General features: G+C 58.6%; 21 protein-coding genes and 1 tRNA gene. 5 read left to right on the top strand and 17 right to left on the bottom strand.

Annotated elements, in window-relative coordinates; all coding sequences use genetic code 11:
• Nucleotides 1–208: 208 nt before the first annotated feature.
• From recG to B5V00_RS01825, 10 genes are all read right to left on the bottom strand, one after another.
• Complete coding sequence (gene recG / locus B5V00_RS01870) at nucleotides 209–2,356, bottom strand: ATP-dependent DNA helicase RecG (RefSeq protein ID WP_281249619.1); 2,148 nt, start codon at nucleotides 2,354–2,356, stop codon at nucleotides 209–211.
• A gap of 140 nt (nucleotides 2,357–2,496) precedes the next feature.
• Nucleotides 2,497–2,973, bottom strand: coding sequence for a transcription elongation factor GreA (gene greA, locus B5V00_RS01865; protein ID WP_085008928.1), 477 nt, complete (start codon nucleotides 2,971–2,973; stop codon nucleotides 2,497–2,499).
• A 146-nt stretch (nucleotides 2,974–3,119) separates the two neighbouring features.
• On the bottom strand, nucleotides 3,120–6,386 hold the full coding sequence (gene carB, locus B5V00_RS01860) for a carbamoyl-phosphate synthase large subunit (RefSeq protein WP_085008926.1): 3,267 nt from the start codon (nucleotides 6,384–6,386) through the stop codon (nucleotides 3,120–3,122).
• A gap of 104 nt (nucleotides 6,387–6,490) precedes the next feature.
• Nucleotides 6,491–7,615 carry a glutamine-hydrolyzing carbamoyl-phosphate synthase small subunit gene (carA, locus tag B5V00_RS01855; protein ID WP_085008924.1) on the bottom strand — a complete coding sequence of 375 codons (1,125 nt, stop codon included), beginning with the start codon at nucleotides 7,613–7,615 and terminating at the stop codon, nucleotides 6,491–6,493.
• Between the two features lie 55 nt (nucleotides 7,616–7,670).
• Nucleotides 7,671–8,954 (bottom strand): dihydroorotase, encoded by a 1,284-nt coding sequence (locus tag B5V00_RS01850; protein ID WP_085008922.1) that lies wholly within the window; start codon nucleotides 8,952–8,954, stop codon nucleotides 7,671–7,673.
• Between the two features lie 34 nt (nucleotides 8,955–8,988).
• Nucleotides 8,989–9,924, bottom strand: a complete 936-nt coding sequence (locus tag B5V00_RS01845; RefSeq protein ID WP_085008920.1) for an aspartate carbamoyltransferase catalytic subunit — start codon at nucleotides 9,922–9,924, stop codon at nucleotides 8,989–8,991.
• 17 nt (nucleotides 9,925–9,941) lie between these two features.
• The gene (gene pyrR / locus B5V00_RS01840) at nucleotides 9,942–10,478 is read right to left on the bottom strand and encodes a bifunctional pyr operon transcriptional regulator/uracil phosphoribosyltransferase PyrR (protein ID WP_085008919.1); all 537 of its coding nucleotides are present in this window, start codon (nucleotides 10,476–10,478) and stop codon (nucleotides 9,942–9,944) included.
• 427 nt (nucleotides 10,479–10,905) lie between these two features.
• Nucleotides 10,906–11,568, bottom strand: coding sequence for a signal peptidase I (lepB, locus tag B5V00_RS01835; protein ID WP_085008917.1), 663 nt, complete (start codon nucleotides 11,566–11,568; stop codon nucleotides 10,906–10,908).
• Nucleotides 11,565–13,370, bottom strand: a complete 1,806-nt coding sequence (lepA, locus tag B5V00_RS01830) for a translation elongation factor 4 (RefSeq protein WP_085008915.1) — start codon at nucleotides 13,368–13,370, stop codon at nucleotides 11,565–11,567. The genes lepB and lepA overlap by 4 nt, the downstream gene beginning before the upstream one ends.
• Before the next feature lie 96 nt (nucleotides 13,371–13,466).
• Nucleotides 13,467–14,546, bottom strand: a complete 1,080-nt coding sequence (locus tag B5V00_RS01825; protein WP_085008914.1) for an aminopeptidase — start codon at nucleotides 14,544–14,546, stop codon at nucleotides 13,467–13,469.
• Between the two features lie 79 nt (nucleotides 14,547–14,625).
• On the opposite strand from B5V00_RS01825, the gene B5V00_RS01820 reads away from it, so the two are divergent.
• Together B5V00_RS01820 and yhbY are read left to right on the top strand one after the other, a co-directional pair.
• A complete protein-coding gene (locus tag B5V00_RS01820) occupies nucleotides 14,626–14,937 on the top strand; it encodes a c-type cytochrome (RefSeq protein ID WP_085008912.1) in 312 nt (103 codons plus the stop codon).
• Nucleotides 14,938–15,037: 100 nt separating this feature from the next.
• Nucleotides 15,038–15,334 carry a ribosome assembly RNA-binding protein YhbY gene (yhbY, locus tag B5V00_RS01815; protein ID WP_085008911.1) on the top strand — a complete coding sequence of 99 codons (297 nt, stop codon included), beginning with the start codon at nucleotides 15,038–15,040 and terminating at the stop codon, nucleotides 15,332–15,334.
• 15 nt (nucleotides 15,335–15,349) lie between these two features.
• Here yhbY and B5V00_RS01810 read toward each other — a convergent pair whose 3' ends face one another.
• Nucleotides 15,350–16,909 (bottom strand): putative bifunctional diguanylate cyclase/phosphodiesterase, encoded by a 1,560-nt coding sequence (locus tag B5V00_RS01810; RefSeq protein WP_172399577.1) that lies wholly within the window; start codon nucleotides 16,907–16,909, stop codon nucleotides 15,350–15,352.
• A 77-nt stretch (nucleotides 16,910–16,986) separates the two neighbouring features.
• Nucleotides 16,987–18,120: a deoxyguanosinetriphosphate triphosphohydrolase gene (locus B5V00_RS01805; protein WP_085008908.1), complete on the bottom strand. Its 1,134-nt coding sequence runs from the start codon at nucleotides 18,118–18,120 to the stop codon at nucleotides 16,987–16,989.
• A 189-nt stretch (nucleotides 18,121–18,309) separates the two neighbouring features.
• On the opposite strand from B5V00_RS01805, the gene rsmD reads away from it, so the two are divergent.
• The 3 genes from rsmD to B5V00_RS01790 are packed head-to-tail and all read left to right on the top strand — an operon-like array spanning nucleotide 18,310 to nucleotide 19,577.
• On the top strand, nucleotides 18,310–18,876 hold the full coding sequence (rsmD, locus tag B5V00_RS01800; RefSeq protein ID WP_172399576.1) for a 16S rRNA (guanine(966)-N(2))-methyltransferase RsmD: 567 nt from the start codon (nucleotides 18,310–18,312) through the stop codon (nucleotides 18,874–18,876).
• Complete coding sequence (gene coaD / locus B5V00_RS01795) at nucleotides 18,873–19,358, top strand: pantetheine-phosphate adenylyltransferase (RefSeq protein ID WP_085008904.1); 486 nt, start codon at nucleotides 18,873–18,875, stop codon at nucleotides 19,356–19,358. The genes rsmD and coaD overlap by 4 nt, the downstream gene beginning before the upstream one ends.
• A gap of 21 nt (nucleotides 19,359–19,379) precedes the next feature.
• The gene (locus tag B5V00_RS01790) at nucleotides 19,380–19,577 is read left to right on the top strand and encodes a DUF1858 domain-containing protein (protein ID WP_085008902.1); all 198 of its coding nucleotides are present in this window, start codon (nucleotides 19,380–19,382) and stop codon (nucleotides 19,575–19,577) included.
• Nucleotides 19,578–19,609: 32 nt separating this feature from the next.
• Here B5V00_RS01790 and B5V00_RS01785 read toward each other — a convergent pair whose 3' ends face one another.
• The 5 genes from B5V00_RS01785 to B5V00_RS01765 all read right to left on the bottom strand — a co-directional run bounded on the left by B5V00_RS01785 (nucleotide 19,610) and on the right by B5V00_RS01765 (nucleotide 21,812).
• The gene (locus B5V00_RS01785; protein ID WP_085008900.1) at nucleotides 19,610–20,341 is read right to left on the bottom strand and encodes a creatininase family protein; all 732 of its coding nucleotides are present in this window, start codon (nucleotides 20,339–20,341) and stop codon (nucleotides 19,610–19,612) included.
• A 2-nt stretch (nucleotides 20,342–20,343) separates the two neighbouring features.
• Nucleotides 20,344–21,105: a 7-carboxy-7-deazaguanine synthase QueE gene (locus B5V00_RS01780; protein ID WP_139800614.1), complete on the bottom strand. Its 762-nt coding sequence runs from the start codon at nucleotides 21,103–21,105 to the stop codon at nucleotides 20,344–20,346.
• Nucleotides 21,077–21,448 carry a 6-carboxytetrahydropterin synthase QueD gene (gene queD, locus B5V00_RS01775; protein ID WP_085008896.1) on the bottom strand — a complete coding sequence of 124 codons (372 nt, stop codon included), beginning with the start codon at nucleotides 21,446–21,448 and terminating at the stop codon, nucleotides 21,077–21,079. Before queD ends, B5V00_RS01780 begins: the two co-directional genes overlap by 29 nt.
• Before the next feature lie 9 nt (nucleotides 21,449–21,457).
• Entirely contained in the window at nucleotides 21,458–21,646 is a 189-nt protein-coding gene (locus B5V00_RS01770; RefSeq protein ID WP_085008894.1) for a DNA gyrase inhibitor YacG, read from the bottom strand.
• A gap of 91 nt (nucleotides 21,647–21,737) precedes the next feature.
• Nucleotides 21,738–21,812: transfer RNA gene (locus B5V00_RS01765), tRNA-Gly, on the bottom strand.
• Nucleotides 21,813–21,816: the final 4 nt, after the last annotated feature.

The raw sequence follows: 21,816 nt of genomic DNA, 5'->3' as shown, positions 1-21,816 counted from the left end.
CCTGTCCCTGTCATTAACGACACAAAGCCCTTGCAAAAAGGGGGGAGACCATATACGGACTATACAGGCTGAAGCGAAAATTCGGGCGTTTGAGCACAGATTTCGGCTCAATTGCAGCCTCATAGCAGTGGCTATGGGGCAAAATGGGGCTGGGATATGGGCCGAACGCGCGGATTTGCAGCCAGTTTATGGATAGTCTGACAGCCTCCTAGCCGATGCTGGCCAGCTCCAGCCGCCCTCCCCAGCGGTCATGCAGGGTTGCAATAATCTCGCGGTATTTATCGGCTGATGGAAACTCGGGATCCTCGACCATGGCCATGGCTTCCTGACGGGCTTCTTCGAGCACCCGGCCGTCCTGGAGCAGATTGGCGATGCGAAAGTCGGGCAGTCCGGCCTGGCGGGTACCGAGAAAATCACCGGGACCGCGGATTTCGAGGTCGGCTTCGGCGATGCGGAATCCGTCGTTGGTGTCACACATCACCTGCAGCCGCTTGAGCCCATCTTCGCTGCAGCGCTGCGAGCGGAGCAGAAAACAGTAACTCTGCCCTGCCCCGCGTCCCACCCTGCCCCGCAATTGGTGCAGCTGCGCCAGGCCGAAGCGTTCGGCATGTTCGACAACCATCATGGTTGCGTTGGGAACATCGATGCCGACTTCGATCACTGTGGTCGAGACCAGCAGCTGGATCTCGCCCGCCTTGAACCGCTGCATCACCGCGTCTTTCTCGTCGCTCTTCATGCGGCCGTGCAGCACGGCAATACTGAACTCGGGGAAAATCGAAGACCGCAGCTGTTCCGCGGCCTCGGTGGCCGCCTGCAGGTCGCTTTTTTCCGACTCTTCAACCAGAGGATAAACAATGTAGCCCTGGCGCCCCTGTTGCAGTTGCCCGCGCATGAAGCGATACAGTTCATTGCGACCCCGGTCAGCAACCAGCCGGGTCTCGATCGGGGTGCGGCCGGGCGGCAGTTCGTCGATCACCGAAAGATCGAGGTCGCCGAAGACGGCCAGGGCCATGGTGCGCGGAATCGGCGTGGCGGTCATGACCAGGATGTGGGGATGCATCCCTTTCCTGCGCAGCACCTGGCGCTGCTCGACACCGAAGCGATGCTGCTCGTCGATGATGCCGAGCCCGAGGCAGCGGAAAGTGACATCCTCCTGCAGAACCGCGTGGGTACCGACCACCAGATGAACCTCACCGGCAGCCAGTTGCTCAAGCAGTTCCTGCCGAGGTCTGCCTTTGAGTCCACCGGAAAGCAGCGCGGCCCGCAGCCCGAGTTTTTCCAGCCAGAAGGAAAATTGACGATAATGCTGTTCAGCGAGAATTTCTGTGGGGGCGACAATGGCGACCTGGGTGTGGTTTTCAATCGCCACCAGCGCCGCCATCAGGGCGACAATGGTTTTGCCGCTGCCGACATCCCCCTGCAGCAGGCGATTCATGGGGTGCGGCCGCATCAGGTCGTGTTTGATTTCGCCCAGCACCCGCCGCTGGGCGGCCGTCAACCGGTAAGGAAGCATCCTGGCCAGCGGTCGGGTATAGCGATGCTCGACCTGGAACGGGATGCCGGGCTCAAGACTCATCCCCTTGCGTTTCAGCGCCAGGCCGAGTTCGAGAAAAAAGAATTCGTCGAAAACCAGTGACCGCCGCGCCGGGTCATTGACCGAACCGAGGGATTCATAGTGAACGTCGTCGGCAGGCCAGTGGGCCGCGACCAGGGCTTCGTTGAGGGGCTGCAGACCGCGGCGTTGCAGGATCTCCTGCGGCAGGACCGAACGGACCGCCGGCGCGTACCGGTCAACCGCCTCTTTCCAGATTTTCCGGGCGGTTTTCTGATGCAACCCTTCGGTCAGGGGATAAACGGGAAGAATGCGGCCGAAGACCAGGGGGTCCGCGGCGCGGTAGGCTTCAAAACTGCCCCCCGCGGGCAGGAAATCGACCTCGGGATGATGCACCTCGCGCACCGCTCCGAAACGTTTGACTTCACCGCCGAAAACCGCCTTGCGACCGACTTTGAACTGCTTTTCCTGCCATTGTCGGCGGTAATGAAACCATTTCAGCGAGATGGTGCCGCTGCCGTCGCCGACCACGACTTCGAAAAGCTTGCGACGACCTTTCCTGGTTGTGGTTTCACCGCTGTAGAGAATTTCTCCACCGAAAACCTCGTAGCGTCCCTCGCGAAGTCGCCCGATGCGGCGGAATTCACGCCGGTCTTCGTAACGGTTGGGGAGTGTATAGAGAAGATCCTCGACCGTTTCCAGGCCGATTTTACCCAGCTTCTCGGCCAGTTTCGGCCCGACACCGGCCAGGGCGGTCACCGGAGTCTGCAGCATGGCGCGCAGATTGGCGGGTTGGTTCTGCAAGCTCAGCCCCTCAGGAAAGCTTGAATCCTCGGTCTTCCGAATCATTCGGATCCCGATACTGAAAAAGAAAGGCGGAAGCCGTTGCCGGTTTCCGCCTTGAATCAATCCTGACACGGCCGGCAATGCGTCGCCGGCATGGTTTATTCGTAGCGGATATCGGTAATTTCGTAAACCCGGAGCCCCGAGGGGACCTTGATACGGACTTCATCGTCGAGACTGTGACCGATCAGGGCCTTGCCGACCGGTGAGGTCACCGAAATCTTGCCGTCCTTGATGTCCGCCTCGTCTTCACCGACGATCTGGTACGTCACTTCGGTATCGGTTTCGGCGTCGAACAGGGTCACCGTGGCGCCGAACACCACCTTGTCGCCGGAAAGTTTGCTCGGATCGATGACCTGGGCACGGGCAATCTTGTCGTTGAGTTCCTGGATACGGCCTTCGATAAAGGCCTGACGGTCCTTGGCGGCATCATATTCGGCGTTTTCCGAGAGATCACCGTGGCTGCGAGCCTCGGCAATCTGCTCGACAACACGCGGGCGTTCAACCCGGATCAGGTTTTTCAGTTCTTCCTGCAAACGCTCATGCCCGACGCGGGTCATGGGGATCTGGCTTGACATCGCTTGAATCGTCCTCTGTCTACCTGGAATCAGCGCACTGATTCAGAAATAGTTACGTTGAATAGGTGAAAAATGAAAAGGTGAAAAATTGATGGGCGGGAAAACCCGCCCAGTCAAATCGTTGTATAAACCAAGTGACACGCCCGTTACGAGCGTGTCACACCGGGATAATACTCTTGGAGCGGTTTGACGTCAAGAGTTTCCCGCTTCATGGCGAGGATGGCATCAACCGCGGCGTTGATGCCGGCGACGGTGGTGAAATAAGCCACGCCGTTCATCAGTGCCGTACGCCGGATCGAATAGGAGTCGGCGACCGACTGCGCGCCGAACGTGGTATTGAAAACTATGGAGATCCGGTTGCTTTTCAACACGTCCACGCAATGGGGACGGCCCTCTTTGACCTTGTTGACGATTTCGACAGCGACCCCCTTCTCTTTGAGGAACTGGGCGGTTCCACGGGTGGCGATGATGCCGAATCCGGCGGCGGACAGCTCCTTGACAGCAGCGAGGACCGGAACCTTGTCGGCGTCCTTGACACTGACGAAGACCTCTCCCGAGAGCGGCAGATTAACCCCGGCCCCGAGCTGCGCCTTGGCGAAGGCATGGCCGAAATCCATGTCGATGCCCATCACCTCGCCGGTGGATTTCATCTCCGGTCCCAACAGGGTGTCGACCCCGGGAAACTTGACGAAGGGAAAGACCGCCTCTTTGACAGAAATATGTTTCGGGACGATATCACCGGAAATGCCGAGCTCGGCCAGTGATTTTCCCGCCATCAGCCGGGCGGCGATTTTCGCGCAGGGACGTCCGGTGGCCTTGGAGACAAAGGGAACCGTGCGGCTGGCGCGGGGATTGACTTCGATCAGGTAGATATCCTCGCCCTTGACGGCGTACTGAATATTCATCAGGCCGATGACCTGCAGTTCAAGCGCCAGTTCAACGGTCTGGCGGCGGATTTCAGCGACAACCGTGTCGCTGAGTGAGAACGGCGGCAGGGCGCAGGCCGAATCACCGCTGTGAATGCCGGCTTCCTCGATGTGCTGCATGATGCCGCCGATGACCACCTCCTGACCGTCGGCCAGCGCATCAACATCAACTTCAACAGCGTTTTCGAGGAATTTATCCACCAGGATCGGGTGCTCCGGTGAAGCCTGCACCGCATGGGTCATGTAGGAGCGCAGCATATCGAGATCGTAGACGATTTCCATCGCTCGTCCGCCAAGCACGTAGGATGGACGCACCACCACCGGATAGCCGATCCGCTCGGCGATCACCTCGGCTTCCGCGGTGGAGCGGGCGGTGCCGTTCTCCGGCTGGCGCAGGTCGAGTTTGTGCAGCAGAGCCTGGAACCGCTCGCGATCCTCGGCCCGGTCGATGGCGTCGGGCGAGGTGCCGATGATCGGCACCCCGGCCTCCTCAAGAGCGACCGCCAGCTTCAGCGGCGTCTGGCCGCCGAACTGGACGATAACCCCGACCGGCTGTTCCAGATCGACGATTTCGAGAACATCCTCGAAGGTCAACGGCTCGAAGTAGAGTCGGTCCGAAGTGTCGTAGTCGGTCGAAACGGTTTCCGGGTTGCAGTTGACCATGATGGTTTCGTAGCCGTCCTCGGCCAGGGCGAATACCCCGTGAACACAGCAGTAGTCGAATTCAATCCCCTGCCCTATCCGGTTCGGACCGCCGCCGAGGATGATGATTTTCTTTCGGTCGGTCGGCTCGGCTTCACATTCCTCCTCGTAGGTGGAATAGAGATACGGGGTATGGGCGACAAACTCGGCGGCGCAGGTGTCGACCCGCTTGTAGACCGGGCGAATACCCAGCTCCCGCCTGAACCCGCGAACGTCCCGCTCGGTGATGCCCCACAGTGTTGCCAGCCGCTGATCGGAAAACCCGTACTGCTTGGCCCGGCGCAAGAGGTCGGCGAATTTCTCGCCTCCATCGGCAACCAGGCCGTGGTTGCGAACCAGTTCACTCTCAAAGTCGATGATCTGCTTGACGTTGCCGAGGAACCAGGGGTCGATGCCGGTCAACTGGTAGATTTCGTCGATCGCCCAGTTGGCGCGCAGCGCGTCTCCGATATACCAGAGCCGTTCCCAGCCCGGCACCCGCAGTTTCTCCCGCAGCAGGTCGTACTCGGCCTGGCTCAGCCCGCGGCGGGATTCCTCGCTGGAATCGAACAGTCGGCTCTCGAAACCGGCGGAGCCGATTTCCAGCGACCGCAGGGCCTTCTGGAGGCTTTCCTTGAAGGTCCGGCCGATGGCCATGACTTCTCCCACCGACTTCATCTGCGTGGTCAGGGTGGCGTCGGCCTGGGGAAACTTTTCGAAAGTGAAACGCGGCACCTTGGTGACCACGTAGTCAATGGTCGGCTCGAAGGACGCCAGGGTCTCGCGGGTGATGTCGTTGGGGATTTCATCCAGAGTGTAGCCGACCGAGAGCTTGGCGGCGATCTTGGCGATCGGAAAGCCGGTCGCCTTGGACGCCAGGGCGGAGGAGCGCGAAACCCGCGGGTTCATCTCGATAACCGCCAGGCGGCCATCACGGGGATTGATGGCGAACTGGATGTTGGAACCGCCGGTATCGACGCCGATCTCACGGATGATGCGAATCGCCGCGTCACGCAGGATCTGGTATTCCTTGTCGGTCAGGGTCTGAGCCGGGGCCACGGTGATTGAATCGCCGGTATGCACGCCCATGGCATCGAAGTTTTCAATCGAACAGATGATGACGACATTGTCGGCGACGTCACGCATCACCTCCAGTTCGTACTCTTTCCAGCCGATGATCGATTCCTCGATCAGGATCTCGTCAGTCGGCGAGGCGTCAATGCCGGCCAGCACCATCCGTTCGTACTCTTCCCGGTTGTAGGCGATGCCCCCGCCGGTCCCGCCGAGGGTGAAGGATGGGCGGATAATGGCCGGATATCCGACATATTCGATGATCTCCATCGCTTCCCGGTAGCTGTGTGCCAGGCCGGAACGCGGTACGGCGACATCGATTTTCGCCATCGCCTCCTTGAACAGGGTGCGATCTTCAGCTTTTTCAATGGCCGGGAGTTTGGCGCCGATCAGTTCGACGCCGTATTTTTCCAGGGTGCCGTCCTTGGCAACCGACACCGCGGTGTTCAGGGCGGTCTGCCCGCCGAGGGTCGGCAGAACCGCGTCCGGACGTTCCTTCTCAATGATCCGTCGCAGAGACTCGGGCGTCACCGGTTCGATATAGGTTCGATCGGCGAAGTCCGGATCGGTCATGATGGTCGCCGGATTGGAATTGAGCAATACGACTTCGTAGCCCTCTTCCTTGAGCGCTTTACAGGCCTGAGTTCCGGAATAATCGAACTCGCAGGCCTGGCCGATAATGATCGGTCCGGCGCCGATAATGAGAATTTTATGGAGATCTGTACGCTTGGGCATATTCTGGTCCTCGTGAAAACCCGCCCGGTCTGCCGGGCATCGGTCCTGCCATCATTGACAGAGCCTGATAAATAACATCAATTATTACGTGTAACTATCCACTATTACGGCGTTTTATTGTCTTTCATCAATTGGATAAATTCGTCGAACAGGTAGTGGGCGTCGTGGGGACCCGGCGAGGCCTCCGGGTGGTACTGAACCGAAAAGGCCGGCACGCGGGTGTGCCGCAGGCCCTCGACGGTATTGTCGTTGAGATTGACATGGGACACCACGGTTTCATCGCTCAGACTTTCGGCGTCGACGGCGAAACCGTGATTCTGGGCGGTGATCTCGACATTGGGGCCATCTCCGCGGCGGACAGGCTGATTGCCGCCGCGATGGCCGAATTTCAGCTTGTAGGTCCTGCCTCCCAGGGCGATGGCCAGCAGCTGATGGCCGAGACAGATGCCGAACAGCGGTTTTTTGCCGAGCAGTTGACGGATATTTTCCTGAGCGTAGGTGACCGGCTCCGGGTCACCGGGGCCATTGCTGAGAAAAATGCCGTCGGGGTTCATCTTCAGCACCTCCGCGGCCGGAGTGTCGGCCGGTACGACGGTAACATCACAACCGGCGGCCACCAGGTTGCGGAGGATGTTGCGCTTGATACCGAAGTCGTAGGCAACAACCTTGTATTGTGGCTGTCCGGCAACCTCCCGGTACCCCTCTTCAAGATCCCAGGGGCCTTCGGTCCAGTGGTAAGGCTGTTTGCAGCTGACCTCCTGCACCAGGTCACGACCGACGATAGACGGCGCCCGGCGTGCCTTCTCCACCAGGCTGTCGGGATCGAGATCAGTGGTCGATATGACGCCGGTCTGGGCGCCATGATCACGGATATGCCGTACCAGCGCGCGGGTATCGATACCCTCGATGCCGAGGATATTGTGCTCCTTCAGGTAGGCGTCAAGGGTCATCCGGGAACGCCAGTTGGACGGGAAGGAGCAGTTTTCCTTGACCACGAAACCGCGCAGATGCGGCTGCGAGGATTCCACATCCTCCGGATTGATGCCGTAGTTGCCGATCTGCGGGTAGGTCATGGTGACGATCTCGCCGGCATAGGAGGGATCGGTGAGAATCTCCTGGTAACCGGTCATACTGGTATTGAACACCACTTCGCCGTAAACTTCACCCGGGGCCCCGAAGGCCCTGCCGTGGAAGACCCGGCCGTCGGCCAGGGCCAGAATTGCTTTCATTCCTTTGATGCTCCCTTGAAAAGGCCGGACACTGAGGCCGGCCGTTCAAACAATTTTATTGCTGTCCTGCGCGCTGCCAGGCGATTTTCCCGCCGACAACCGTCGTGATCGCGGCCCCCTGCAGCGTCCAGCCGCCGAACGGCGTGTTTTTGCTTTTGGAAACCAGCTGGTCGGCGGCCAGGGTCCATTCACAGTCGGGATCGATCAGCGTCACGTCAGCCGGTCGGCCGGCCGCCAGGCTGCCGACTTCAAGACCGAGGACTGCGGCCGGCCCGGAAGTCAACAGGGCGACCATCCGGTTCAGCTCCACCAGGCCGTCCCGAACCAGGGCCAGGGCCAGCGGCAAGGCGGTTTCGAGGCCGACAATGCCGTTCATGGCGATATTGAATTCGACATTCTTCTCGTCGCGGTGGTGCGGTGCGTGATCGGTGGCGATGGCGTCAATGGTGCCGTCGGCCAGGCCCCGGCGGACCGCTTCAAGGTCAGCTTCGGTGCGTAGCGGCGGGTTCATCTTGGCGTTGGTGTCGTAGCCGCGCACCGCTTCTTCGGTCAGGGTGAAATGGTGCGGAGTCGCTTCGCAGGTCACCCGCACTCCACGCTCCTTCGCCCGGCGGACGATCTCGACGGCGCCGCGGGTCGAGATATGGGCGATATGCATGTGCCCGCCGGTATATTCGGCCAGCATCACGTCCCGTGCCACCATAGCGTCTTCAGCAACCCAGGGAATCCCCTTGAGCCCCAGCTCGGTGGCAACGAAACCGTCGTTCATTACCCCCTTGCCGACCAGCGACAGGTCTTCGGCGTGTGAGATGATCGGTGCGCCGAAGGGCCGGGCATATTCCAGAGCCCGCCGCATGACCTCGCCGTTTTCAACCGGTCGACCGTCGTCGGAAAAGGCAACCGCCCCACCCTGTTTCAGCTCTCCCATCTCGGTCAGGTTTTCACCCTTGAGCCCACGGGTGATGGAAGCCACCGGGAAAACACGGCAGCGGCCGACCTCTTCGCTGCGGCTGAGAATATATTTCGTCACCGCGAGGTTGTCGTTGACCGGCTGGGTATTGGGCATGCAGGCCACCGAGGTGAAGCCGCCGGCAACCGCCGCCGCGGTGCCGCTGGCAATATCTTCCTTGTATTCCTGGCCCGGGTCGCGCAGGTGGACATGCAGGTCGATCAGACCGGGGGTCACCAGTTTCCCGTCGGCGTCGATGGTTTCATCAGCGTCAACGGAAAGGTTTTTGCCGACAGCGGCCACCAGTCCGTCTTTGAGCAGCAGGTCGAGGTGATCATCAATGTTGTTGGCCGGATCAATCAGTCGACCATTTTTTATCAGGATACTCATCCTTAAATGCTCCTTGTCGATAGAATGCGGGGGATCAGGATTCCTCGGCAGCTTCGCCGCCGGCCACCAGGTACAGCAGGGCCATGCGAACCGCGACCCCGTTTTCCACCTGGTCAAGAATAACATTCTGCGGTCCGTCGGCGACACTGGAGGCGATTTCCACGCCCCGGTTCATCGGGCCGGGATGCATGACCAGCGCGTCGGGCCTGGCGAGCTTGAGATTGTCCTGGTTCAGGCCGTAGAAGCGGCTGAATTCACGCAGGCTCGGCAACAGGGTTTTGCCCTGGCGTTCGAGCTGGATGCGCAGCATCATCACCACGTCGGCATCACGAATCGCGTCGTTGATGTCATGGTGAACTTCGGCCCCGAGTTTTTCGATACCGGGCGGCACCATGGTGCCGGGTCCGGCCAGTCGGACTTCAGCCCCGACCCGGGTCAGGGCGTAGAGGTTGGAGCGCGCGACCCGGCTGTGGGCGATATCACCGACAATGGCAACCTTCAACCCCTCAAGAGAACCCTTCTTTTCACGGATGGTGAAAAGGTCGAGCAACGCCTGACTGGGGTGTTCGTGAGCTCCGTCGCCGGCATTGACAATGGCGCAATTAAGACGTTCGGCCAGGTAGTGCGGGGCACCTGAGGCGCCGTGACGCATGACGATGATGTCCGGATGCATGGCCTCGATGTTACGCGCGGTGTCTTCGAGAGTTTCGCCCTTGACGACCGAAGAGGATGACGCCGAAATATTGACCGTATCGGCGGAGAGACGTTTGCCGGCGATTTCAAACGACGTGCGGGTGCGAGTGCTGGCCTCGAAAAAGAGGTTGATGATGGTCCTGCCTCTCAAGGTCGGAACCTTCTTGATAGCGCGGGTATTGATTTCCTTGAAGCCTGCGGCGGTATCGAGAATCTGGAAAATATCCTCCCTGGAGAGGTGCTCGATGCCGAGGATATGTTTGTGTCCGAATGACATGGTTCCCTCCGGAAGGGCTAGGGTTTGATAAGACGGACTTCGCAGGGGTGACGTTCGGCGTCGAAGTCGACGGCGACATCCTCTTCCCGCGAGGTCGGCACGTTGCGACCGACGTAATCGGGACGAATCGGCAGTTCGCGATGACCGCGGTCGATGAGCACCGCAAGCTGGATGTTGCGCGGCCGGCCGAGGTCGATCAGCGCATCCATGGCGGCCCGGATGGTGCGACCGGTATAGAGGACATCGTCAACCAGGACGATCTTTCTGCCGTCGACGTCAAAGGGGACCTCGGTCCTGCCGAGCGGCAGACTGCCGCGACTGTCGAGATCATCACGATACATGGTGATGTCGATCGCCCCGAGCGGCGGTTTTTCCCCCTCGATGGCGGCGATGCGGTCGGCCAGGACACCGGCGAGGTGGTCGCCGCCGCTGCGGATACCGATCAGGACCAGATCTTCGGTGCCCTTGTTGTGTTCGAGGATTTCATGAGCAATCCGCGTCAGGGCCCGGTTGATGCCCGCCTGATTGAGAATAACGGTTGTCACTTCAGGCATTTCATTCCTCCCGGTTAAGGGTTTTGACTGGTTGGTCAGTAAAATTTCCGGCCAGCAAAGGTTCAACAACGTTGGTCAGGCCCATATCCGCACCACCGTCTCAAGGCGCTAGATTTTTTATCAAATCAAGGCGCAGTCCAATGAGCGCGGAGGCGTAGCGTTCGCTAGGTCGCACACACAAGCGAAGCGGGTCTGCAACGCAGAGCTGATGAAAAAGCCGGCGCCCAAACAACAAAAAAATACCTCTCCGCGCCGGGCGGAAAGGTATTCGGGTATTGTTCGAGTCATCTTTTGTTTCAAAACGAACACCTTTGTTAATCTCACGGGATTAACTTAAAAGGAGACGTGTAACGCTGATTCGCGGCGCACTATATCAGCCGCCGCCGGACCGAGTCAACGTAAAACCGTAAATCGGGTAAAACCTGCATCACTCGATCAGGCGTCCGATGCGGTTGAAGCGCGGCCAGTGTTTTTTCGAATCCCAGGACCAGTACTTGATAAAGGCCAGTCCCTTGATATTGCCTTCGGGGACGAACCCCCAGAAGCGGCTGTCATAGGAGCGATCGCGGTTGTCCCCCATGACAAAATAGCTGCCGGGCGGCACCTCGACCGGCCGCATGTTGTCGCGTGGACCATATTGCGGACCGACCACACTTGATTCCTTGTGGCGCTCCTGTTCGATGGCGTAGAGTTTCCCATTGATGTAGACCCGCTTGTTGCGCACCTCGACCTTGTCGCCGGGAGTACCGATCACGCGTTTGATGAAATCGCGTCTTTCGAAATAGGGTTTGTCGGCATCTTCAGGAAACTCAAAAACGATGACATCGCCGCGCTGCGGGTGCCGAATGGCAAGAAAATGCTTGTTGGTAAAAGGAATCGGCAGGCCGTAGATGAACTTGTTGACCAGCAGGTGGTCACCGATCAGCAGGGTGTCCTCCATCGATCCGGACGGGATCTTGAAGGCCTGTACGATGAACGTTCGTATGATCAGGGCGAGAATTGCCGCCACCAGCAACGCTTCGCCGTACTCGCGCCACCAGGGTTTTTTTGTCAACTCGGAAGGAATCGATTTTTTGCGGCCGAATATCATTTCTGTTCCTTTACCTTGAGAATGGCCAGGAAGGCTTCCTGCGGCAACTCCACACTGCCGACCTGCTTCATGCGTTTCTTGCCCTCTTTCTGCTTTTCGAGCAGTTTCCGTTTACGGCTGATGTCGCCCCCATAACATTTGGCGGTAACATCCTTGCGCAGTGCCTTGACCGTCTCACGGGCAATGACCTTGTTGCCGATGGCTGCCTGCAGTGCGACCTCGTACTGCTGCCGGGGGATGAATTCCTTCATCCTGGCGACCAGTTCCCGGCCCCGGTACTGTGCCTTGTCACGGTGTACGATCAACGACAGGGCGTCGACCGGTTCTCCGTTGATAAGAATATTCAGACGCACCAGGGCGCTTTCACGGTAGTCGAGAGCTTCATAGTCGAGCGAGGCATAACCGCGGGTGATTGACTTGAGGCGATCGAAGAAATCGAGGACGATTTCATTCAACGGCAATTCGTAAATCACCATCACCCGGTTGGCGGTCAGGTACTTGATTTCGCGCTGAATGCCGCGTTTTTCTTCACAGAGAGCCAGCACCGCGCCGACGAACTCGTTGGGAACATGAATCGAAGCGAGAATGAACGGTTCCTCGATCTTCTCGATATACTGCACGTCGGGCAGTTTGTTGGCGCTTTCCACCGCGAACCGCTCACCCTTGGTCGAGGTGACCTGATAGACGACTGTCGGCGCGGTGGTGATCAGGTCGACGCCGAATTCCCGTTCCAGCCGCTCCTGAATGATCTCCATGTGCAGCAGGCCGAGAAAACCGCAGCGAAAACCGAAGCCGAGTGCCATCGAGTTTTCCGGTTCGAAGCTGAAGGACGAATCATTCAACCGCAGTTTTTCCATGGCGTCGCGCAGCAGATCATATTCACCGTTGTCGATCGGGTAGAGCCCCGAAAAGACCATCGGTTTGACTTCCTGAAAACCTTCCAGCGGTGTCTCCGCCCGGCGCAGATCATGGGTGATGGTGTCCCCGACCTTGGCATCCTGGATATTCTTGATGCCGGCGATGACGAAACCAACCTCACCGGCGGCGAGCTGCGGCAATTCAACCGGAAAGGGTGAAAACGCACCGACCTTGAGAACTTCGTAGTTGCTGCCGGTTGCCATCAGCCGAATTCTGTCACCCTTTTTGAGCGTGCCATCGAAGACTCGGACCAGGGAGACGACTCCCTGGTAGGAGTCGTACCAGGAATCGAAAATAAGGGCCTTGAGCGGTGCGTCCGGGTCACCCTGCGGCGGTGGAATCTTGGCTACGACCGCTTCAAGAAATTCCTTGATCCCCCGGCCCTCCTTGGCGCTTGCCAGTACCGCGTCCGAAGTATCGAGGCCGATAATGTCCTCGATCTCTTCACAGACCCGCTCCGGTTCGGCACTGGGCAGATCGATCTTGTTGAGCACCGGAAAGACCTCAAGATCCTCATCGATGGCCAGGTAGACATTGGCCAGGGTCTGCGCTTCGACGCCCTGGGACGCGTCAACCACCAGTGTTGCCCCTTCGCAGGCCGCCAGCGAACGGCTGACCTCGTAGGAAAAATCAACATGTCCCGGGGTGTCGATCAGGTTGAAAATGTAGTCATGCCCGTCATCGGCACGATAGGTGAGACGCACCGCCTGGGCCTTTATGGTGATACCGCGTTCCCGTTCCAGTTCCATCTTGTCGAGAAACTGATCGGTTTTTTCGCGGTCCGACAAGGCTCCCGTGGCTTCGAGCAGGCGGTCGGCAAGGGTCGATTTGCCGTGGTCGATATGGGCGATAATGGAAAAATTACGTATATATTTTTGATTCATCTGCAGACTTTACGGGGTGATGGTGCGCACAGCGCGCAATCTCGTAAGATAATGAAAAACTGGGATCTTGTAAAGAAAAAGAAAGGACCGACTGTTTCAGCGACGGGCGCTGGCGAACGGTTCCCTGTGGCCGAGAAAAGCGAGAATCCGTTTGCGTTCGGTTGCCGGCCGAGCGGCAATTTCCGCGACCTGACGATAAAAAGGGTCCAGTTCTCCCTGGTAGAGAGAAAGTAAATGCTGAAAAGCCGGGACCAGCTGATAATAGGTGCTCAAAGAAGCGAAGCGGGCGTTATTCAGGGCCGGGTCCAGCCAGGCCGAAAAACCGTTGCCGTCATTGCGCTGCTGCCGGAAGCGCCGAACCTCGTCCTGGAAGGAACGGATCAGACGATACTTTTCACGCCGCATGGATTCGGGCGCCTGCCCCGACGCATAAAGAGTCTGCAACTGCTGGCGGCAGCTGCGGGCGAACCGTAAAAAATCACGTTCCATCACCAGCTGCTCCCGGTAGTGTTCCGCCTGCCGGCTTTTGCCGTGCGTCAGCAGCCAGCGTTTGACACCTTCCATTTCAACGGTCTTGGCAAACGCTTCATTGAAATCGGAATCGCCGGATAAGTAGACCTGCTGATGGGCGAGTTCGTGAAAAATCAGCGCGGCCAGGGAGGTTTCGGATCCGTTGTTGAACGTGTTCAGCAGTGGATCGTCAAACCAGTTCAGGGTCGAATAGGCCTGAACTCCGTACACCAGAACATCGTCCCCTTCCTTCTTGAGTTTCCTGGCAAAGTCGATCGCCGGCTGTTTCTTGAAATAGCCGCGATAGGGGACACAACCGGCAATCGGGAAACACCAGGTCACCGGCTGCAGTGAAAATTCCGGGGTGGCGACCACATTCCAGACAACATAGGGGCGGCCGAGATCGGCATAGCGGCGATAACTGTCGTTATCGGGCAGGTGCAGCCAGGTGCTGGCAAAGGCGCGGATATGCAGGGCCTGGTCCAGTTGGGACTTCAGCGGCCCGCTGACCTGCGGATCGGCAATGATCTCGTGGATATCGCGGCTTTTGTGCAGGAGCTCGTACTGTCCATCAATCGCCTGCAGGTAATAATCGAAATCGCTGCAACCGGAAAGGAGCAGGACGCACGCGCAGAGCAAAAGGATGGAGGGGATAATGGCACGCATGAAAACTATGGTAGCATAATTGAACGATCCTGAATTCACCTTGCCGTGGCCCGCCAGGGCTGTCCTGTGGAGGTTGGCAATGATTCGCTGGCTGTGGTTGCTTTTCGCCTGTACCGCCTGTGTGCAGCCGCCTGTTCCCGAACCCGGCGTCCGGATCTATCGACAGGCCTGTGCCCGCTGCCATGATACCGGGAAACACGGTGCCCAGCGCATCGGAGATCGTGAGGGGTGGCGCTCCCGACTCGGTCAGGGACGGGACACGCTGCTCGAACACTCGATCCTGGGATTCGAGGGGGCTGTCGGGCATATGCCGCCGCGAGGCGGAAATCCCGCCCTGAGCGACGCGGATGTGGTCGCCGCCCTCGACTACCTGCTTGAGCAGAGCCGATAATCGGGAAACCGCGGAAGATGCTTGCACCGACGCGCAAAGAGTCTATAATGCGCCCTCACCCCGGGCATTTTGCCCGCGAACAGCTGGACGGAGAACACGAATGCAGACCCTGACCGGAAAACAACGGCGTTTCCTGCGCGGGCTAGGTCATCACCTGCAGCCGGTCGTCATGATCGGCAAGGACGAACTGACAGCCGCCCTGGAAGCTTCTGTCGACGAGGCGTTGACGGCCCATGAATTAATCAAGCTGAAACTGCAGGAAGGCTGCCTGCTGGATCGAAAAGAGGTCGCCGAGCGACTGGCGGCCCGCACCTCCTCGGCCGTTGCCCAGATCCTCGGCCGGACCATCCTGCTGTACCGCCCGGCCGACGAGCCGACGATTACTCTGCCCCGCTGAACGAAGCATCTGCCGTCAGGCGATGACGATCGACTCCATCCGGTGTTCCATCAGCAGCCCGGTACATTCTTCGGCGGTCAGGGGCGGATGGAAGAGATACCCCTGGATACGGTCGCATCCTTTTTCCTTTAAAAACCGGTACTGTTCCAGTCGTTCGACCCCCTCGGCGATCACCTCAAGCCCAAGCGCGTGCCCCATGGCGATGATGGCCGCCGTCAAGGCGGTGTCCCCATGGTCTCGAGGAATGCCTTCGATAAAGGACTGGTCGATTTTCAAGCCGTCAACCGGAAACCGTTTAAGGTAACTGAGCGACGAATAACCGGTACCGAAGTCGTCGATCACCACCTTGACACCAAGCTGTCTGAGGTCGGCCAGCAACTTTCGAGCCTGTTCCACGTCCTGCATCAACATGCTCTCGGTCAATTCCAGTGCCAGCCATTTCGGAGCCAGACCGGTATTTTCCAGCACCCGGCATACCATGTCAAAGAACCCCGGATGGAAAAATTGCCGTACCGAAACATTGACCGCCATGCGCTGCGGCGGCAGTCCCTGCTGCTGCCAGTGATGGTTCTGACGGCAGGCCCGGGTCAAAACCCACTCACCGATCGGCTCGATCAGGCCGGTTTCCTCAGCCAGCGGGATGAAACGTTCCGGTGAGATCGATTCGCCATCAGGGTACCTCCAGCAGATCAGGGCCTCCACGCCGCTGATCCGGCTGCGATGCAGATGGAGCAGCGGCTGATAGCGAACTCCCAGTTCATTCCTCTCCAGGGCTGTATGAAGGCGGTTTTCGAGGACCAGCGACTGCAGGAAATACTCGTTCATCTCCGGAAAATAGAACTGGAATCCATGCCCTCCCATTTCCTTGGCACGACTGCGGGCCACCTCGGCATTTTTCAGCAGCGTGATGGCATCATGGCCATCATGGGGATAGATCGCGATGCCGATGCTACCGCTTAAGTGGAGCCCATGTTCGACAAAGGGGAAAGGTTCCTTGAGGCATTTCTGCAGGGATTCGGCAACGCCGGCAACCTGGTCGCTGTGCTCGATGGACGGCAACAGCACGGCAAATTCATCGCCGCTGAAACGTGACAGCAGGGCCTGCGGGTCGAGACAGGACTGCAACCGACGGGCGATTTCCTTGAGCAGCAGGTTGCCGACACTGTGGCCGAGGGTCCGGACAACGGTGCGGAAACGGTCCAGGTCCAGCAGCAGGATTGCGGCTTTGTTGTCACCGCCCGACAGTTCGGAGAGGGTTTCTTCGAGAAGATTCTGGAACCGCAGCTGATTGGCCAGCCCGGTGAGACTGTCATGATAGGCCGCGTGGAAAAGTTTTCGGTCACCGCGGCGCAACACTTTCAGGTAGCGGTCGAGAACCAGGTAGAGAAAAAAACCGGTCAGGACAAAAAAGAAAATGTCCCTGAAGGGATGCAGCAACTCACGCAACCGCGGGTCGTCGATCAGCAGTTTCAGCAACGGGTCGGAACAGAAGGCCCAGGCCGCCCCCAGGACAAGGTAATAAAAGACAATCCGCCGTAGACCGCTGAACGGGAGGCGCCAACCCGGTTTTTTCATTCCTTTCCGCCCGCTTTCTCCCCCTGCTACTACCATAGCGGGAAGCAGCTGTTTGTCAAAACCGCCGCAATCGTTGCTCAGACCCGTTCAAACGGTTCGAACAGACGCTTGTATTCATCCTGAGCATAGCGGTCGGTCATTCCTGCCAGGTAGTCGCAGATAACCCGCTCGATGCCGGTGGAAGAAAATCGCTGCTGATAACTGTCGGGGAGCAGGGTCGGATTCTGTCTGTAGGTTTCGAACAGCTGCGTCAGAAAGCGCTCGGCTTTCAAACGCATTCGTTCAACCTTGTAATGACAATAGAGCTTTTCGTAGAGAAAACGTTTCAATTGGCGGTTTTTCTCATCCATCTCGGCGCTGAAAGCGATAAGCCGTCCCGTTTGCTGACGCACCGCTTCGGGAGAATCAATCCCGCCGGAGCTGAGCATGGCACAACTGTGCTCGACAACATCACCGATCAGAACCCCTATCAGGTGGCTGATGGTCTGATGGACATGACGCTCAGGATCGATGTCAGGAAACTTGTCGGCGACCCGTTCATAGGTTGTCTGCCAGAGAGGAATTTCGGCCAGCTGCTGAAGGCAGATATAGCCGGATTTAAGTCCATCATCGATATCATGATTGTTGTAGGCGATCTCGTCCGCCAGATCTATGATCTGGGCCTCAAGACTGGGACGCAACCCCGGTTCATAATCATTCGCCGCGCTGCTGCCGGGACGGTCGTAATCGCTGGAATGCTTGATGATCCCCTCCCTGGTTTCCCAGGAGAGGTTCAAACCGGGAAAGCCCGGATAACGCTCTTCAAGTTCCTCAACAACACGCAGTGACTGGCGATTGTGTTCAAAACCGCCGTGATCCCTCATCAGCTTGTTCAGGGCATGTTCCCCGGTGTGGCCGAAAGGTGTGTGACCCAGGTCATGAGCCAGGGCCAGGGCCTCGGTCAGGTCTTCGTTCAGATTCATCCGCCGGGCAATGCCGCGGGCGATCTGGGCCACCTCCAGCGAATGGGTCAGACGGGTTCGGTAATAATCCCCTTCATGGTTGACGAAAACCTGGGTCTTGTATTCCAGACGACGAAACGCGGCACAATGAATGATGCGGTCCCGGTCCCGCTCGAAGGCGGGGCGATCGTCCTTGTAGGGTTCGTCATACTTTCGCCCCCGGCTGGCACTGCTTCGTGCGGCATAGGGGGCCAGATCAGGTCGTTCCACGGGATGCTCCTGGGATAAGGGTTGTGACCTCTCCGTTCTTGTACCGTTGACCAGCAATCTCAGATTCAGCTTCTATTGTATGTAGGCCGTAACCCGTCCTGCAACCTGATTTCACGTTACGATGCATTATCTTGACGCTCGCAGAGTCAGTATGCTAGCTTTTTCAGGTATTTGCAAAATGGAGTCACAGTGAGAATTATCAGCGGAAGCGCTCGCGGGCGCAAACTCGGCAGTTTCAGCGGACAGGGCATCAGGCCGACTCCCGACCGGGTGCGGGAAGCTGTTTTCAGCATGTTGTTCAGCAGGCTCGGCGGCTGTGACGGGGCTCGGGTCCTTGACCTCTTTGCCGGAAGCGGCGCCATGTCGCTGGAAGCCCTCAGTCGCGGCGCCGTCCACGCGACCCTGGTTGACCAGGACCGTAAGGCGGAACGGTTGATTCGTGCCAACCTGGAACATTGCCAGCTGGCAGACCGGGCCCGGATTCTCCGTCGTCCGGTTGCTGCCGCACTGGACGAGATGCGGGGCGGCAATCCCTTCACGATTGTTTTTCTCGATCCCCCCTACTCCCGCAATCTGGTCGAACCCACCCTGGCTGCGTTGATTGCGGGACGGCTGCTGGAGAAAAATGCTATAGTGGTCGCCGAGTCCGATCGGCAGGATCAACCCTGTATCCCCCCGGAAGGGCTTGAGCGGATTGAAGAACGACTTTTCGGGCGCACTCGAATTGAACTCTTTCAGCCTCTGGATGTGACATGAAAAAACATATAGCGGTTTACCCGGGGTCCTTCGACCCGATCACCAATGGTCACCTGGATATCATCCAGCGCGGGCTGGAGGTCTTTGACCAGGTTATCATCGCGGTCGCCCGGAACTCCGAGAAAAAGTCGCTCTTCACCACCGCGGAGCGTCTGGCCATGATTGAGCAGGTTGTTGCCGAAAACCCGCGCCTGAAAGTCGACACCTTTGAGGGACTGCTGGTCGACTACGTGGTTTCGCAGGGCGCCCGGGTCATACTTCGCGGATTGCGGGCGGTTTCGGACTTCGAATACGAATTCCAGATTGCCCAGATGAACCACGCTGTTCACGAAGAAGTCGAAACCCTGTTCATGATGACGTCGGTAAGCTACGGTTATCTCAGTTCATCCATTGTCAAGGAGGTTGCCTCCCTCGGCGGCAATGTAGATACCCTGGTACCGGAACCGGTTCTGGCCGCGTTACGTGAAAAATTTTCCCGTTAACAGTTCAGGGAGGTTGCAAAGATGATCAGCAAAGAGATGACGATCGGCGAGATTATCCGCAAACACCCGCAGACGATCAGTGTTTTCAAGAAGTTCGGCCTCGACTGCAATGAATGTCAGATCGCCCAGTTCGAAGCGGTTGAAGGTGGCGCCAATGTTCATCATGTGGATGTCGACGAACTGCTGTCCGAACTGAACCAGGTTATCAGCGGCAACTGACCCTCCTTCGTCCGCCCGTCAGCAGGATTTCATCATCGTTTGAGGTGTTGATCGGTTTCTTCCAACCGATCGATCAGGTTGAGCAACCCTTCCAGGACCGCCGCTTCGATCGCCCTGCCCTTCTCCGCGCAAGCCTTGCCCGGATCACCCCAGACGCCGCCGGGCCAGCAGGACCGTTTGTCGCGAACCAGCAATCCTTTCGGAAAATCGGGAAATTCCCGTTCACTCGTCCCCTTGACCAGCTGCGGATGACTGTGCAGCAAACGCGAGGTTTCGATCTCGCCGGCGTGCGAGTCGCCGCGCGTTTCAACCAGGTTCGCGGCATCAGCCCGCACCAGGTCGAGTTCCGTGACAACGGCGATTTCCGCTTCCGGGAGGCTGTCCAGCATCTCTTCCCCGGCATCCAGCAGAAACGCATTGTGAGTACCACCGGCATGTCCGCTCAGCAGGATGAAGCGCCGCAGCCCCTGGCGGTAACAGTCCCGCAACAGGTCACATGCCAGGGCGCGCAGGGTCAGACCACGGATGCTGATGGTTCCCGGATGCCCGCTGCTCGAACGGCAGACACCGTAGGGAATGACAGGAGCGACAAAAACCTTTCTCCGTTCGGCGGCCAGGGCGGCCAGGGTTTCAGCCATCAGGGTGTCGGTTGACAGCGGCAGGTGCCGGCCATGCTCCTCGGTGGCGCCGAAGGGCAGGATGATGGTCCGGGTCTGTTGCAGGCCCGCTTCAAATTCGGGCATGGTGAGGTCAGCGATCAACATGACTAGTCGATCCGGAGCAGCGGATGGATCTGCGGCACAACCCGGGTATCGGGGTGGTGGCGGGAAAGCAGCTGCTGCCAGGCGAGCAGCTGCTCACCGCTGACGTCGGGACCGCCGTCGCGGGTCACCGGCTGCAGAAAAAGCGGGGCTGCGGGCAGTAGTTCTTCAACCAGGGTCGCGCCCTGCACCAGTTCCTCTTCATCCTGGCCGGTGTCAACGACGATCTTGACCTGGGCGGGACGACTCCGGGCCGCCTGGAGAAAATGCCGATGCTCGTTCCAGGGGGTCGGGCTGCCGGTGGTGGCCTCCAGCTTCAGATCGATGGAAAGAAATGTCAAATGCGGCATCAGGGCCGGCAAACACTGATAAAGGGTACCATTGGTTTCCAGGTGGATCGGTAGCCGTTCAGCAAGGACCGGCAGCCAGTCGTTCAGGGCATCGGCATGCAACAGCGGTTCGCCGCCGGTCAACGACAAGGCATGGTGGAGGTTCGGCGCAAGGGCCAGCCACTGGTCGAGCAAGGCGCAGAGAGTCTCGACGGAGACCGGGTTGGGAACCGCCTTGAAACGTCCCGAACCGGGAGTCGTCTCGAAGCGGCAGGTATCGCAGATTCTGAAGTCGGTATCGCAGTAGCCACAGTTGAGGTTGCAGCCGCCCAGGCGGAGAAAAACCTGGCGGCGGCCGATGTGCAGCCCTTCCCCCTGCAGGGAGGAGAAACACTCAACCAGGGGCAGTTCAGTCGAGGCTGTAGCTGGCACAGGCATTGTCCGACTCCCAGACATTGACCTGCTCGACGGTGACATTGTCAGTATTCAACACTTCACCGAGCTGTTCGAACAGATAACGGGCAATATTTTCCGACGAAGGACTGAGATCAAGAAAAGGTTCAAGTTTATTCAGATACTTATGATCCAGGCCGTCAAGCACCGCGTTGGTCTGGCGCTTGAGAACCTTGAAGTCGATGCCGAGCCCGGACTTGTCCAGTTCACGCGCCGCCACCCGGACTTCAACCTTCCAGTTGTGGCCATGAAGGTTTTCGCAGTCCCCCTGGTAGTTGACCAGGTTGTGGGCAGCGGCAAACTGGGTCTGTATGGTCAATCGGTACATGGAGGCTCCTCAGGTTGGTGAATCCGATTCCTGCGGCACGGGTCGGCCGGCGATGCGGTACTCTTCCTCGGCCCAGCAGCCGAGATCAATCAGCCGGCACCTTTCCGAGCAGAAGGGGCGATGTTCGTTGCCGTAATAATCAGTCAACACCCCGCAGCGGGGACATTTGATGGTTAATCGTCGGGTCTTGTCAGTCATGGTTCCGTTCTATTCTGCCACAAAGACTTCGCCACCGCCAGCGGCGGAACAAAAACGCCCCGGCCCGAATATGGGCCAGGGCGAGATCATCTGGAGCGGGAAACGGGATTCGAACCCGCGACCTTCAGCTTGGGAAGCTGACACTCTACCACTGAGTTATTCCCGCGAAA

Source organism: Geothermobacter hydrogeniphilus (assembly GCF_002093115.1).
Classification (GTDB): Bacteria; Desulfobacterota; Desulfuromonadia; order Desulfuromonadales; family Geothermobacteraceae; genus Geothermobacter_A; species Geothermobacter_A hydrogeniphilus.
This window is presented reverse-complemented; position numbering and strand designations above follow the sequence as displayed.